Source organism: Bradyrhizobium ganzhouense (genome assembly GCF_049949285.1).
Lineage (GTDB): Bacteria > Pseudomonadota > Alphaproteobacteria > Rhizobiales > Xanthobacteraceae > Bradyrhizobium > Bradyrhizobium ganzhouense.
On record NZ_CP181318.1, the window covers coordinates 6258654 to 6272558 of the forward strand.

Here is a 13905-nt window from a genome sequence, read left to right on the forward strand (position 1 = left end):
CCCTCGGGGTTGTTTCCTATAGTCTCCGGCGCGCAGCATCACGGACCCGGAATGAAGATCAGCGTCATCACTGCCAGCTACAACTCCCAGGCGACGATCGGCGCCACCGTCGAGTCCTTCCTTGCCCAGACGCATCCCGACAAGGAGATGCTGGTCGTCGACGGTGCCTCAAAGGATGCGACGCTGAAGATCGTGGAGTCGTTCGGCTCCAGCGAGATCCGCGTGATCTCCGAGCCCGACAAGGGTGTCTACGACGCCATGAACAAGGGGCTGCATCTGTTCAAGGGCGACGCGATCGGCTTCCTCAATTCGGACGACACGTTCCACAACGACAGCGCGCTGGCGGCGATCGCGGCGGCGCTGGAACAGGCCGATGTCGTCTATGGCGACCTCGACATGGTCACCGATCACCAATCCAAGGCCCTCGTGCGGGCCTGGCGTGCCGGACACTACGGCCGCTACTCGTTTCAGCTCGGCTGGGTCCCGCCGCATCCGACGTTCTACATGCGGCGCCAGGTCGCCGAGACGGTTGGCGACTACGATCTGAGCTACGTCACGACCGCCGATTACGACTACATGCTGCGTGCGCTGGCGCTGAACGACTACAGGGTCGCCTACCTTCCGCGCGTCATCGCCGATTTCCAGATGGGCGGCATCAGCACCAGCGGCTGGCGCGTGACCTTGCGCGCCAATCTGGAGTGCCTGCGGTCGCGCCAGCAGCATCTGAACGCGCCGGTCATCGACGCCGCGTTCTTCCTGCGTTTTGCCCGGCGGATCTTTCAGCTCCGCTCGCCATCGTCCCTCAGGATGCAGCGCTCGCGTTGAGTCCGAACTCCGGAACGGCATCCTTCAGGATGGTCCTGATGGTGGCGCGATCGTCATGCGCGATGGCGAGCTCAAGCGCGGAGATCCATTTCCGCAGCGTCTGCATCGGCGGCTCGTTCGGCCTCGCCGCCATGACGCCTGCGACCCCGATATCGACGGTCGGCTCCTCGGAGGCGAACAGGATCTCGTTCAGCCGCTCGCCCGGCCTCATGCCGCTGAACACGATCTCGATGTCGTGGCCGGGCTGCAGACCCGAGAGCCGGATCATCCGTTCCGCCAGATCGACGATCTTGACCGGCTGGCCCATGTTCAGCACGTAGACCGAAACGTCGAAACGCTTGGCGCCGAGCGCGTGGGTGGCGGCCGTGATGACCAGATCGCAGGCTTCGCGGATGGTCATGAAATAGCGGACCATGTCGGGATGCGTCACGGTAACAGGACCGCCCGCCTCGATCTGCGCCTTGAACTTCGGCACGACCGACCCGTTCGACGCCAGCACATTGCCGAACCGGACCGAGATGAAGCGCATCGCCGGCTTGCTGCCGCTGGCCTGCGCCACGAGGTCGTGGTCGAGCGCCTGGCAATACATCTCGGCGAAACGCTTGGTCAGACCGAGCATCGAGACCGGCTCGATCGCTTTGTCGGTCGAGATCATCACCATGGCCTCGGCGCCCGCGGCGAGCGCGGCATCGGCCACGTTGATCGAACCGAAGATGTTGGTCTTGACGCCCTCGCTCCAGTCACGCTCCAGGATCGGAACGTGTTTTAGCGCGGCCGCGTGGAACACGATGTCCGGCTTGAACTCCGCCATCAGACGCGTGATCCGCTCGCGGTCGCGGATATCTGCGATCCGGCCTTCGATCTCGGCGCCGGAGCCACGCGCGACCAGCGCCTCGGTGACCGCATAAAGGGCCGGCTCCGAATTTTCGACGATCAGCAGACGCGCCGCGCCGAACGCAACCACGCGCTCGCAGATCTCCGAGCCGATCGAGCCGCCACCGCCGGTGACGATGACGCTCTTGCCGTTGATCAGGGCTTCGAGACGCGCATAGTCGATCGTCTCACTCGGCCGCAGCAGCAGATCCTCGACCGCAACCGAGGTGAGCCGCGGCACATCCCCCTGCTCAAGCGACGGCAGGCGGCTGACCATCAGGCCAAGCCGCCGCGACCGCATCAGCACGGATTCGGGATGCGAATCCGGCTCGAAGGCGGACGGCGTCATCACCACCCGGGCGATCGATTTGTCGCGCTTGGCGAAGCTGGCGATGACATCCTCGATGTCGTCGGTCGCGCCGACCACCGGCACGTTGCGGATGAGCTGGCCGAGATCGGCCCGGGACGGCGACAGCACCCCGACCGGCCGCAGATGCTTGATGGCGCCGCTCTCGATGCCGCGGAGCACGACCTCGGCATCGGCGGCGCGCCCGATCAGGAGCGTCGGCGCGGCATTTTCCGTCCTGACGTGATGCATCACGCGGGTGTAGCGGAAATAGCGATAGGCCAGCCGCAGCGCGCTCAGGGCCGAGATTTCCAGGAACCAGTAGAGGACGATGGTGATCTTGCCGAGAAAGAATGTGCCGTGCACGTTCGGTGCGACGAAGATGTAGTCGAGCACCAGAAGGGCGACGGTGAGCACCGTGGCGACACGGATGATGTTCAGCGCATCGGGCAGCGAGATGAAGCGCCACTTCGTGGTCGTCAGGTTGAAGACGTAGAACACGACCACGCTGAAGGCGAGGAAATAGGGCAGGATCTGCAGCAGCAGCGGCAAGCGGGCCGTGAAACCGGCGCCACCCTCGAAGCGCAGATAGAACGCAACGAACAGGGCCGCGGCCGTCGCCACCACGTCGTGAAGCGCGATCAGGAAGTTACGCAAGGTAAGATGCGAAAGACGCGTCATCTCCGGCCGAATATCTCCAGTGCTGCATACAACCTGACCGCGCTGATAGCGCATCTCGCCGGGACTTGCCAGCGCTCCGAGGCTCAGCTGCGGGCTTGTCCCGGGCCCCGGCCGTTCCGGCGTGAATTGAGCACCATGCCGCCGGCGACACCGACACCGAGCACGTACATCCACCCTTCATGGAAGTCGAATAGATGGGAATTGAACAGTGACGTGAATACGTTTTGGACAACGACCAGCAAGCCGATCCAGTTGGCGAGATCGTCGCCGCGGAACAGGAGAAGATGCACCGCCCACATCGCATACAGGATGACAATGCCGACGATGCCCCATTGCACGGCCACGTTCAGCGTCTGGTTATGGGGATTGCCGATCACCTCGTTCGAGGCCTGGTTGGGGCCGCCGGTCGCGGCCTGCTCGAACAAGCCGCGCGTCGAGCCGGTTCCATGACCGACGACCGGCGCCTCGGCAAAGAAACCCAACGATTTGCGCCAGAACTCGAGCCGAAGCCCGATTGATGTCGGGATGCCCTTATCCTTGTAGAGCTCGTACTGCACGGAGAATGTCTCAATCGTCGATTGCAGCTTCGACGAGGTCTGCCATGCCAGCGCGACGAGGACCGCGAGAACCGCGAAGATGATCAGGACGCTGCGCCATTTCAAATGCAGCAGCCCGAACACCGCCAGCATGATCGGTACGGTCACGAGTGCGGTGCGCGAGATCACCACAATGGCCATGTTGACGAAGAAGCTGAGCGCGATCGCCGCCAGCAGCGCGGCCAGCCAGACCCTCTTCTGCTGCAGCAGCTTCACGATCGGAAACGCGAGCGCGACCGCGCACAGCGTGAACTCCTGGCTCTGGTCGATGTAGTTCTTCACGAAGATGCCGCGTGAATTGGGTTCCTCAGGCGGCTTGAGCGAGAGCGTCGGATGGAGAAACACGAGCCAGGACATCACCGACAGCAGCGCGCAGGACACCAGAAACGCGATGAACACGAGGTGCCCGCGCGACGAGCGTTCGAAATGATAAATCAGGACCGGCAGCACGAGCAGCTTCGCCGTCGGGTTCACGGCGTAGAACCGGGCACCCCAGGGCGCCCCCGACCACAGCGTGCCGACGAGCGCGAGCAGGAACAGCGCGATCGGCAACGCGCAGACCGGCCGCTTCAGCGACTGCAGGAAGTCCCTGACGTCGAGAAACGGCACCATGCAAACCAGCATCGCGACATTGAAGATCGCCGCCAGCGACGTCGACCACGGCAGCGAGGCCGCGGTCAGGATGGCAAACAGATCGACCGTCTCGGACCATGCCGCCGGACTGCGCAGGCGCCGGAGCGTCATCCCCCACATCGTCTCCCGCGCGAGCGCCGTCACTTCGTCTCTCCGCGCGCGCGGTGGACCAGTGCGGTCGTGCTGAAACCCTTGAGAATGTCGACCAGCACGACCGTTCCGCCGGCGGCTTCGACGACCTCGTGGCCGACCACCTGCTCGCGGGTGTAGTCACCGCCTTTGACCAGCACGCTAGGCGTGATGCGCGTGATCAGGTCGATCGGCGTGTCCTGCTCGAAGATCACGACGAGATCGACGGCTTCGAGTGCGGCCAGCACTTCGGCACGCGCCCGCTCGTCCTGGACCGGGCGATCCGCGCCCTTCAGCCGCCGCACCGAGGCGTCGCTATTGAGGCCGACGATCAGGCGATCGCAGGCGGCGCGCGCCGCGGTCAGCACCTTGACGTGGCCGGGATGCAGGATGTCGAAGCAGCCATTGGTGAAGCCGACGCGCAAGCCCTCCCCGCGCCATTCGGCGAGCTGTGCATCGAGCGCATCCGGCGCGCTCACGACCTTCTCCTCGGCCGCGAGAGTGGCATGCGGCAGGATCTTTCGTCGCAGCTCGGCCGCGCTCACACTGGCTGTGCCCTGCTTGCCGACCGCGACCGCGGCGGCCGCGCTCGCCATGCGCAACGCCGTGTCCCAATCCGCGCCCGCCGCGATCGAGACCGCGAGCGCGGCGGCCACGGTGTCGCCGGCGCCGGAGACGTCGCGCACCTTCACCGGGAAAGCCGGAACATGCACGGCCTCGCCCTTGCGCGGCACCAGCGTCATGCCGTGCTCGCCCTGGGTGACCAGGATCGCCTCGCAATCGGCCAGCCGCATCACGTCCTCGCTGGCATCGACGATGCTCTGCGGCGTGTCGGCGCGGCTGCGGGTGGCTTCAGCGAATTCCTTGCGATTGGGCGTGAGCAGCGTGGCGCCGCGATAGATCGCCCAGTTCAGGCTCTTGGGATCGACGATCACGGGCTTGCCGAGCTTTCGCGCGGCGTCGATGGTGTGGCGGATCACGCGCGCGGTCAGCACACCCTTGGCGTAGTCGGACAGCAGCACGATATCGGCGCGCGCGATCTGCGGCACGATCGCCTCGATCAACTTCGTCTCGATGTCATCGGAGGCGGGCTGCGCCTGCTCCCAATCCGCGCGCAGCATATGCGTGGAAAAATGCTCGGAGACGAAGCGGACTTTTCGCGTGGTCGGCCGCGACGGGTCGCACACCAGCGCGCTCTCGATGCCGGCATGGTCCGCCAGCGCGGTCTTGAGCCGCGCCCCCGCATCGTCCTCGCCGACGAGGCCGACGAAGACGCAGCGCGCACCGAGCGAAGCTATATTGCGCGCGACGTTGCCGGCACCGCCGATATGGATCTCGCTGCGCTGGGCCGCGATGACGGGCGTCGGCGCTTCCGGCGAAATCCGCGACACCTCGCCATAGACGAACTCGTCCAGCATGATGTCGCCGATGCAGAGCACCGTGCGGCCGGAGATGGCTTGCGCGAGGGCATCGAAATCGAGAATGGGCGTCGGCATGGTGATTTGGCTTCAGATCCTTGGGGCCTTAACGGAAGCGGTCGGGCCGGTCGAGATAATCGGCAACATAGGCCTTCACCGCGTCCTCGAGCGTCGTGAAGCCGCCGTTATAGCCGGCACGGTGGAGACGATCGACCTTGCTCTCGGTGAAATATTGATAACTGCCGCGGATCTGCTCGGGCATGTCGACATAGTCGATGTTGGGCCTGGTGCCGAGCGCGGCATAGGCAGCCAGCATCAGCTCCCGGAAGCTGCGCGCCTTGCCGGTGCCGACATTGAACAGCCCCGACACCGATGGCGTCGCCAGCAGCCACAGGATCACGCGCACGACGTCGTCGACATAGATGAAATCGCGGCGCTGGTCGCCGTCGGCGATGCCGTCGCGATGCGACTTGAACAGCTGCACGACGCGGCCGGCTTTGACGTCCTCGAAGCGGCGCGCCAGCACGCTCATCATCGTGCCCTTGTGGTATTCGTTCGGGCCGAACACGTTGAAGAATTTCAGGCCCGCCCATTGCGGCGGGAGCGGGTCGCCGTTCGCTGCGCGCTCGGCGACCGCAAGATCGAACAGCTGCTTGCTCCAGCCGTAGAGATTCATCGGCCGCAGCTTCTTCAGCGCCGGCAGCGAGGCATCGTCGTCAAAGCCTTCCGCGCCGTCGCCATAGGTCGCCGCCGACGAGGCGTAGATCAACGGCACCGCGTTGGCCGTGCACCAGTCGAGCAGGCGCATCGAGAAGCGGAAATTGGTCTCGATCACGAGATCGCCGTCGGTCGCGGTGGTCTCGGAAATCGCCCCGAGATGGATAACCGCATCTAACTTGCGACCCTTCAGCCAGTCAGGCAGCTCGGCCGGGGGAACGATATCCACAAGCTGCCGCTTGGCGAGATTGCGCCATTTGCCCTCGCTGCCCAGGAGATCGCACACCACGACATCGCGGCGGCTGGCGTCGTTCAGCGCGGCCACGACATTCGATCCGATAAAACCGGCCCCGCCGGTCACCAGCAACATTCCAACCACCCTGCCCGGTTTTCGCGGCCCCGATACCTGCCCTAGCGCATCATCTGCCAAAGTGTAAGCATTTTGGGACCGGTGCTACTGTCGGCTTTACCTGCCGGCCGGGAGCGGCTAACCGAACCGCTCATCAGGGCGCCCGCGGCACAATTAACGAATGAACATCGATTCGCAATTTGGCGGAAGTGAGGATCGGAGCGACACAAGCCCGATCCTGATCGTCCCCTATATGTGGATCGGCGATTTCGTCCGGAATCACACCGTGGTCCGGGTGCTGAAGGAGCGATGGCCGGACAGGCCGGTCGATCTCCTGACCACGCCCCTGTGCGCCCCACTGGTCGATTACATGCCCGGCGTGCGTGCTGGACTGGTCTGGGACCTGCCCCGCAGCCGCCTCGCGGTGGGCCGCCAGTTCGGCCTGGCGCGGCTGCTGCGCGAGCGGAACTATGGCACGGCCCTGGTGCTGCCGCGGACCTGGAAGGCCGCCATTGCGCCGGCGCTGGCCGGCATCCCTGAAAGGGTCGGCTTCGTCGGCGAGTTCCGGTTCGGCCTGCTCAACCGCTGGCGCTGGGGCGAGAAGAAGCTGCCCCGCTTCATCGACAAGAACGCCGCGCTGGCCCAGCCCCACGGCGCCCCCCTGCCCCCGGAATGGCCGGTGCCGCAATTGCGGGTGCCGGCCGAGGAGATCGCCCGCTGGCGGCAGACCAATGGCCTCAGCGCCGGGGCCGCCGTCGCGCTCGCCCCCGGCTCGGTCGGGGTGTCAAAACGCTGGACCTATTATCCGGAGGCCGCCCGCCTGCTGGTCGAGCGCGGGCTCGAGGTCTGGGTGGTCGGCGGCCCCGCGGAAAAGGGCCTCGCCCTGGAGATCGTCGCCGCCGGCGGCCCGGGGGTGCGGGACCTCACCGGCAACGATTTGCGCAACGGCGTCCTCGCCATGGCCGCGGCCGGCGTCGCGATCTCGAACGACTCGGGCCTGATGCACATCGCGGCCGCGCTCGACACGCCCACCATGGGCATCTTCGGCCCGACCAGCCCCTATCTCTGGGCGCCCCTCAACGGCCTCGCCGCGACCGTGGTCCAGACCAAGAGCGTGCTCGCCTGCCAACCCTGCCAGAGCACGATCTGCCGGATGAACGACCACCGCTGCATGCGTGATATCGCGGCGCAGGACGTGGTCGAGATCGCAAGGGACGTGCTGGCCAGGACGCAGGGGCTTGCAAATGTCTGACGGCCGCGCGGCGAAGCCCGCCGCATTCCTCGACCGCGACGGCGTCATCAACCAGGACGATGGCTATATCGGCACGCCAGACCGCATCCGCTGGATGCCCAACGTCGCCAGGGCCATCCGCCGTCTCAACGACGCCGGCTATTGGGTATTCGTCTTCACCAACCAGTCCGGCGTCGCGCGCGGCCTCTTCACCGAAGCTGATGTGAACCGGCTACACGCCTGGATGCGCGACGAGCTCGCCCGCGACGGCGCTGGGATCGATGACATCCGCTTCTGTCCCTATCATCCGCAAGGAACGGTCGCCGGCTACATCGGCGAGCATGATTGGCGCAAGCCCGCGCCGGGCATGCTGCGCGATCTCGTTCAGCACTGGCCCGTGCAGCTCGACGGCAGTTTTGTGATTGGAGATCAGGCCAGGGACATCGAGGCAGGCCAAGCGCTCGGACTGCCGGGCTTTCTGTTTCCAGGCGGCGACCTCGATGCGTTTGTCAGCGGGGTGATTGCGCAGATCGGGCAGCGGTAGACCCGAAAACGCGAAAACAACCCCATGCACAGTAGCCCGTGGCAGCGAAATCAACGACTTGCCGGAACGCGCCACGCGAATACGGATTTTACGAATTTTACTTGACCCGTCGGGCAAAACACCTGTAAGCAGGCAGCATCGCAGACCATGCGCGACGCCCACACTGAACTCCGATCTGCGGTCGCGACGGCGCTCGCTCAGAGCAGCGGACGATAGACCTCGCCGATCCGCGCCGCCTCGGCATCGAGACTGAACTTTTCAAGCACACGCTCGCGACCGCGCTCGCCCATCTTGGTCGCCACAGCCACGTCGCGCATCAGCGGCTCGAGTGCCGCCGCCAGCGCCTCCGCATCGCCGGTCGGGATCAGCACGCCGGAGACGCCATCCTCGACCACGAGCTCGGCCGCACCGGCGCGTGCAGCGATCAGCGCGCTGCCGGCCGCCATCGCCTCGATCAGGGTGAGGCCAAAACCTTCGTTGCGCGAGGTGAAGGCGTAGATTGTCAGCCGCTGGTACCAGCGCTGCACCTGTTCGATCGGCAATTCGCCGGTGATGACGATGCGCGCTTGCAGGCCAGCTGTTTCGATGCGCTTCTTCAGGTCGTTCGCAAACGGCGTCTGTTCCGCCGTGACTTGTCCGACGATCACCGCCGTGAAATCCGGATAGCGCGGCAATAGTCGGCACACCGCATCGACAAACACATCGGTGCCCTTCTGCGCGCGCACGCGGCCGAAGCAACCGATGGCGTAACGGCCCGGCAAGCCGCTTTCCGCAAACGCCGCGGCGCGATCGACCGGCGGCGTATAGACGTCGGTGTCGACGCCATGCGGAATCACGGTCGCCTGCACTTTGAGGAACGAGGCCGAGATGTCCGATGTCGCGATGATCGCGTCCATCTGCCGGATCAGCCAGCGCGTAATCCAGCTGTGATGCCGCTGCGCCGCCGAGGTGAACACCAGCTTGAGCGGCCAGCCGAGTGCGCGCAGCACGACGCCTGCGATCATCTCGTTGTTGCGGCGCGCATGCCAGATCAGGGGCAACTTGCGGCGCCATAGTTTCAGGACATCGGCCACGCCCAGCCGCGCGATCCCTTCCGGGGCGTCCGAGCCGAACCATGCGGCGCGATAGAGTTTTGCCAGCCGCGGCGCAACCATCCGGTTGGTCGCGGTGACCCCGGAATAGCGCCTGTGCAGATTTGGCACGATCACTTGCAGATCGCCCGGGGAATTCGCCACGTCACGCTCCGTTTCGCAAAGTCCTATACGCAACATTAAGCATAGTGACCAGTTCAGCTGGCCCGAAACCCCCTCTTCACCGCGCAAACGTTAACTTGGTGCGTTGATCGAAGACGGGTGAGATCATGACTGTGCTAGTCACCGGCGGCGCCGGCTATATCGGAAGTCACACGGTCCTGGCGCTGGCGGAATCCGGCGAGGACGTCGTCGTGATCGACGATCTCTCCACCGGTTTCTCCGCTTACTTGCCTGAAGGCGTGCCGCTGTTCATTGGCGATGCCGGCGACGAGAACCTGCTCGAAGGCGTGATCGCCCAGCACAACATCGAGAGCATCATCCATTTCGCAGGCTCCGTGGTCGTGCCGGATTCGATGCGCGATCCGCTCGGCTACTACCGCAACAATTTTACCACCGCGCGCAACCTGCTCAACGTCGCGGTCAAGCGCGGCATCAACCGCTTCATCTTCTCCTCGACCGCCGCCGTCTACGGCGATCCGGACCAGGTGCCGGTGCCCGAGCACGCGCCGACGCGGCCGCTGTCGCCCTACGGCTCGTCGAAGCTGATGACCGAGATCATGCTGCACGACGTCGCCGCCGCCTACGGCATGCAGTACGTGACCCTGCGCTATTTCAACGTCGCGGGTGCCGATCCGCAGGCCCGCATCGGGCTTGCCACCGTCGGCGCCACGCATCTGCTCAAGATCGCGGTGGAAGCCGCGACCGGCCAGCGCGCCAAGATCGACGTGTTCGGCACCGACTACCCGACCCAGGACGGCAGCTGCATTCGCGACTTCATCCACGTGACGGATCTGTCGCAGGCGCATCGCTCGGCGCTGGCTTACCTGCGCAATGGCGGCGCCTCGACGACGCTGAACTGCGGCTATGGCCGCGGCTATTCGGTGCTCGAAACCATCGACGCCGTACGGCGGGTGTCGGGCCGCAGCTTCGCCGTGCAATACGCCCCGCGCCGGCCCGGCGACATCATGACCATGGTCGCCGACACCAGCCGCATCCGCGGCCTGCTCGACTGGAAGCCGCAATATGAGGACCTCGAGACCATCGCGGCGCACGCGCTGGCCTGGGAGGACAAGCTGTTCCGCGAGCGCCATGGCGAGCTCCGCCACGCCGTCTCGGCCTAGATTCCATCCCGGCGCAAGCCCTTAATTGGGCTTGAAAAGCCCCGCTTTAGCGGGCACAGAGGCCATTCGATCCCTGACGCGCGGGCAGGCTTTTCGCCTTGGCCGTCAATGGACTACGGATGGCCCAGTTTCCAAAGAAAATCACCGACGATCCCTATGAGGCGATGGTCCTCATTCGCCGCCTTGTCGCGGAACAGGGGATCATCTACTGGCGGCGCTACCTCGTCGCCTTTGCGCTGATGGCGGCGGCCGCCGGCGCCACCGCTGGCGCCACCTACGTGCTCGGCCAGGTCATCAACCAGGCCTATGTCGACAAGAACATCCCGGGCATCGCGATGTTCTCGGGCATCACGGTGATCCTGCTCTTCATCAAGGGCGTGGCGACCTACGGCCACATGGTGATCCTGACCAAGATCAGTAACGCCATCCTCGCCACCAACCAGCGCCAGCTGTTCGCCAAGCTGATGCGCGAGAGCGTCGGCTTCTTCTCGGAGCGGCATTCGTCCGAATTCTTGGCGCGGCTGACGGCCGGCGCCAAGTCGATCACAGATGTCCTCAACATGCTGGTCAACGCCATCGGGCGCGACTTGCTGATGCTGCTCGCCATGATCGGCGTGATGGTGTGGCAGGATCCGCTGATGTCGCTGATCGGCCTCGTCGCGGTGCCGCCGGCGATGCTGGTGCTGCGCAAGCTGGTCAAGCGCATCAAGGGCCTCGCCTACAACCAGTTCACCGGCACCGCCGACATCCTGGAGACGATGCAGGAATCGCTGCAGGGCATCCGTACGGTGAAGGCGTTCACGCTCGAAGACACCATGCAGAGCCGCATCGACGAGAACATCGCGATCGTCGAGCGCAACGCCAACAAGATGGCCCGCGTCGCCAACCGTTCCAACCCGCTGATGGAAATGCTCGGCGGCTTCGCGGTCGCCGGTTGCCTGCTCTATGGCGGCTACAGCGTGGTTGCACTCAACGCCACGCCCGGCGCGTTCTTCTCGTTCATGACAGCCTTCCTGATGGCGACCGAGCCGGCCAAGCGGCTGGCGCGGCTCAACATCGACCTCAACAGCCAGCTCGTCGGCGCGCGCATGCTGCTCGAGGTCGTCGACAGCCCGGCCAGCGAGCATTCCGACGACGACAAGCCGGCGCTCAAACTCTCCGATGCGCGGATCGAGATGCGCGACGTCAGCTTCTCCTATCGCGCCAACGAGACCGTGCTCAACCGCATGAGTTTTGTCGCCGAGCCCGGCAGGGTCACCGCGCTGGTCGGCCCCTCCGGCGGCGGTAAGTCGACCGTGCTGGCGCTGCTGCTCCGCTTCTACGAGGTGACGCAAGGCGACATCGTGATCGACGGCCAGTCGATCGGCGCGATATCGCGAAAATCGCTGCGGGCGCAGACCGCCTATGTCGGCCAGGACGTCTATCTGTTCCGCGACACCATCCGCAACAACATCGCCTTCGGCAAGCCGGGCGCGAGCGAGAACGAGATCATCGAAGCGGCAAAGGCGGCCTGCGCGCATGATTTCATCATGGGTTTTCCGCTCGGCTACGACACGCCGGTCGGCGAGCACGGCGCGCAAGTGTCGGGCGGCCAGCGCCAGCGCATCGCGGTGGCGCGGGCGCTGCTCAAGGACGCGCCGATCATCCTGCTGGACGAAGCCACCGCCGCGCTCGATTCCGAGTCCGAGCGGCAAGTGCAGGAGGCGATCGAGCATCTCTGCCAGAACCGCACCACCATCGTGATCGCGCACCGCCTGCACACCATCATGCACGCAGACAGCATCCTGGTGGTCGAGGGCGGCGAGATCGTCGAGCAAGGCCGCCACGACGAACTGCTTCGCCGCTCCGGCCGCTACGCCTCGTTCTTCCGCCTGCAACATCACGGTGCCGGCGATGCACCCGTGCTGGCCTACTCGGCCACCTCGTAAGCCGCTCAGGACGGCGCCAGCCCTGCGCGGATCACACGCAGGACGTTGCCGCCCATCACCTTGCGGATGTCGTTCTCGGAGAAGCCCGCATCGAGCAGGGCCTGCGTGACTGCCGCAACCTGGCTGGTGTCGAAGCCCGTCGTGGTCGAGCCGTCAAAGTCCGATCCAAGGCCCACGTAGTCGATGCCGACGAGATCGCGCACATGCGCGATCGCGCGGGTCACGGCCTGCGGCTTGGTCGAACAGACTGCCCCTTCCCAGTAGCCAATGCCGACTACGCCACCGGTCTTCGCGACTCCCCTGATTTCGTCGTCGGTGAGATTGCGGTTGACCTTGCAGGTTGCCTGCACGCCTCCATGGCTGGAGACCACCGGCCGCTTCGCGATCGACAGCACCTCGGCAACTGCAGCGTGGCTCGAGTGAGCGAGATCGACGATCATGCCGAGCGCCTCCATCCGCTGCACCGCCTGCCGGCCGAGTGGCGTAAGGCCGCCCTTCTGGACGCCGTGCATGGAGCCCGCCACGTCATTGTCGAAGAAATGCGCGAGGCCCGCCATGCGGAAGCCCGCGGCGTAGAGCACATCGAGATTTTCGACCCTGCCCTCGAGATTCTGCAATCCCTCGATCGAGAGCATCCCGCCGACCACCGTGACGCCGCTCTTGCGGTCCGCGAGAAGGCGATCGATGTCGGCGGGTGTCGTTACCACACGCAGCTTTCCATCCGATCTCGCGGCGAAGTCATGAAGCTTCTCCGCGTGCCACAGCGAGCGCTGCAGCAGCGAATTCCAGGTCCTGATCGGCTGCAGGTCCACGATCGTCAGCAAGGTGATGTTGTCGGTGCTACCGTCATTGGCGTCGTAGTTCTGACCTTTCGGCGATTTGGTCACTGACGAGAACACCTGGAGCGCAGAGTGTCCGTCGATCAGGCGCGGCAGGTCGATATGTCCACGATCGGATCGCACCAGCAGGTCGCGCTTCCAGAGCAGGCTGTCGGCATGCATGTCGGCGACATCGAGCGTCGCGTGCAGGGTTTGCGCTGCCGGCGTTACGTCCAGGGCAACGGGGACGATCTTGTTCTGCCCACGTTCGATCCGGGCCGGGGCCACCATCAGGAAGCCGCCGATCAAGACGACTGCGGCGACGGCAACGGCAACCAATAGCCGCTTCTTCATGGATGGCTCCCCCTGCATGTCCGACGGTACCCGCCGGAAGGCGACTACTTTTACTGCCTGGCAGCACTAGCCTCGGTCATGGCAACCGC

The 13905-nt window shown here is 65.1% G+C and carries 11 protein-coding genes; 5 read left to right on the top strand and 6 right to left on the bottom strand.

Translation table 11 applies throughout. The features are described 5' to 3' along the window. The first annotated feature begins 51 nt into the window (after positions 1-51). Complete coding sequence (locus ACLFLU_RS28940; RefSeq protein ID WP_426408152.1) at positions 52-825, top strand: glycosyltransferase family 2 protein; 774 nt, start codon at positions 52-54, stop codon at positions 823-825. Here ACLFLU_RS28940 and ACLFLU_RS28945 read toward each other — a convergent pair. The 4 genes from ACLFLU_RS28945 to rfaD all read right to left on the bottom strand — a co-directional run bounded on the left by ACLFLU_RS28945 (position 803) and on the right by rfaD (position 6588). Beyond that, positions 803-2725: an SDR family NAD(P)-dependent oxidoreductase gene (locus ACLFLU_RS28945; RefSeq protein WP_426408153.1), complete on the bottom strand. Its 1923-nt coding sequence runs from the start codon at positions 2723-2725 to the stop codon at positions 803-805. The genes ACLFLU_RS28940 and ACLFLU_RS28945 overlap by 23 nt on opposite strands. Positions 2726-2808: 83 nt before the next feature. Then, on the bottom strand, positions 2809-4098 hold the full coding sequence (locus tag ACLFLU_RS28950) for an O-antigen ligase family protein (RefSeq protein ID WP_426408154.1): 1290 nt from the start codon (positions 4096-4098) through the stop codon (positions 2809-2811). Next, positions 4095-5579 carry a D-glycero-beta-D-manno-heptose-7-phosphate kinase gene (rfaE1, locus tag ACLFLU_RS28955; RefSeq protein ID WP_426408155.1) on the bottom strand — a complete coding sequence of 495 codons (1485 nt, stop codon included), beginning with the start codon at positions 5577-5579 and terminating at the stop codon, positions 4095-4097. Before rfaE1 ends, ACLFLU_RS28950 begins: the two co-directional genes overlap by 4 nt. Before the next feature lie 28 nt (positions 5580-5607). Then, positions 5608-6588, bottom strand: a complete 981-nt coding sequence (gene rfaD / locus ACLFLU_RS28960; RefSeq protein ID WP_426408156.1) for an ADP-glyceromanno-heptose 6-epimerase — start codon at positions 6586-6588, stop codon at positions 5608-5610. Between the two features lie 160 nt (positions 6589-6748). Between rfaD and waaF the strand changes: the two genes are divergently transcribed. Beyond that, positions 6749-7819: a lipopolysaccharide heptosyltransferase II gene (waaF, locus tag ACLFLU_RS28965; RefSeq protein ID WP_426408157.1), complete on the top strand. Its 1071-nt coding sequence runs from the start codon at positions 6749-6751 to the stop codon at positions 7817-7819. Further along, entirely contained in the window at positions 7812-8342 is a 531-nt protein-coding gene (locus ACLFLU_RS28970; RefSeq protein ID WP_426408158.1) for a D-glycero-alpha-D-manno-heptose-1,7-bisphosphate 7-phosphatase, read from the top strand. The genes waaF and ACLFLU_RS28970 overlap by 8 nt, the downstream gene beginning before the upstream one ends. A 197-nt stretch (positions 8343-8539) precedes the next feature. Here the strand turns inward: ACLFLU_RS28970 and ACLFLU_RS28975 are convergent, their stop codons facing one another. Further along, positions 8540-9577 carry a glycosyltransferase family 4 protein gene (locus tag ACLFLU_RS28975; RefSeq protein WP_426408159.1) on the bottom strand — a complete coding sequence of 346 codons (1038 nt, stop codon included), beginning with the start codon at positions 9575-9577 and terminating at the stop codon, positions 8540-8542. A 125-nt stretch (positions 9578-9702) separates the two neighbouring features. Between ACLFLU_RS28975 and galE the strand changes: the two genes are divergently transcribed. Both galE and ACLFLU_RS28985 read left to right on the top strand, forming a co-directional pair. Further along, entirely contained in the window at positions 9703-10716 is a 1014-nt protein-coding gene (gene galE / locus ACLFLU_RS28980; RefSeq protein WP_426408160.1) for a UDP-glucose 4-epimerase GalE, read from the top strand. 119 nt (positions 10717-10835) lie between these two features. Then, the gene (locus ACLFLU_RS28985; RefSeq protein ID WP_426408161.1) at positions 10836-12644 is read left to right on the top strand and encodes an ABC transporter ATP-binding protein; all 1809 of its coding nucleotides are present in this window, start codon (positions 10836-10838) and stop codon (positions 12642-12644) included. Between the two features lie 5 nt (positions 12645-12649). Here ACLFLU_RS28985 and ACLFLU_RS28990 read toward each other — a convergent pair whose 3' ends face one another. Continuing rightward, a complete protein-coding gene (locus tag ACLFLU_RS28990) occupies positions 12650-13816 on the bottom strand; it encodes a dipeptidase (RefSeq protein ID WP_426408162.1) in 1167 nt (388 codons plus the stop codon). Positions 13817-13905: the final 89 nt, after the last annotated feature.

What these genes read in the sequence shown, in the direction of transcription:
- ACLFLU_RS28940 (WP_426408152.1), top strand. Translation starts at nt 52, where the DNA reads ATGAAGATCAGCGTCATCACTGCCAGCTACAACTCCCAGGCGACGATC.
- ACLFLU_RS28945 (WP_426408153.1), bottom strand. Translation starts at nt 2,725, where the DNA reads ATGACGCGTCTTTCGCATCTTACCTTGCGTAACTTCCTGATCGCGCTT.
- rfaE1 (WP_426408155.1), bottom strand. Translation starts at nt 5,579, where the DNA reads ATGCCGACGCCCATTCTCGATTTCGATGCCCTCGCGCAAGCCATCTCC.
- rfaD (WP_426408156.1), bottom strand. Translation starts at nt 6,588, where the DNA reads ATGTTGCTGGTGACCGGCGGGGCCGGTTTTATCGGATCGAATGTCGTG.
- waaF (WP_426408157.1), top strand. Translation starts at nt 6,749, where the DNA reads ATGAACATCGATTCGCAATTTGGCGGAAGTGAGGATCGGAGCGACACA.
- ACLFLU_RS28970 (WP_426408158.1), top strand. Translation starts at nt 7,812, where the DNA reads ATGTCTGACGGCCGCGCGGCGAAGCCCGCCGCATTCCTCGACCGCGAC.
- galE (WP_426408160.1), top strand. Translation starts at nt 9,703, where the DNA reads ATGACTGTGCTAGTCACCGGCGGCGCCGGCTATATCGGAAGTCACACG.
- ACLFLU_RS28985 (WP_426408161.1), top strand. Translation starts at nt 10,836, where the DNA reads ATGGCCCAGTTTCCAAAGAAAATCACCGACGATCCCTATGAGGCGATG.
- ACLFLU_RS28990 (WP_426408162.1), bottom strand. Translation starts at nt 13,816, where the DNA reads ATGAAGAAGCGGCTATTGGTTGCCGTTGCCGTCGCCGCAGTCGTCTTG.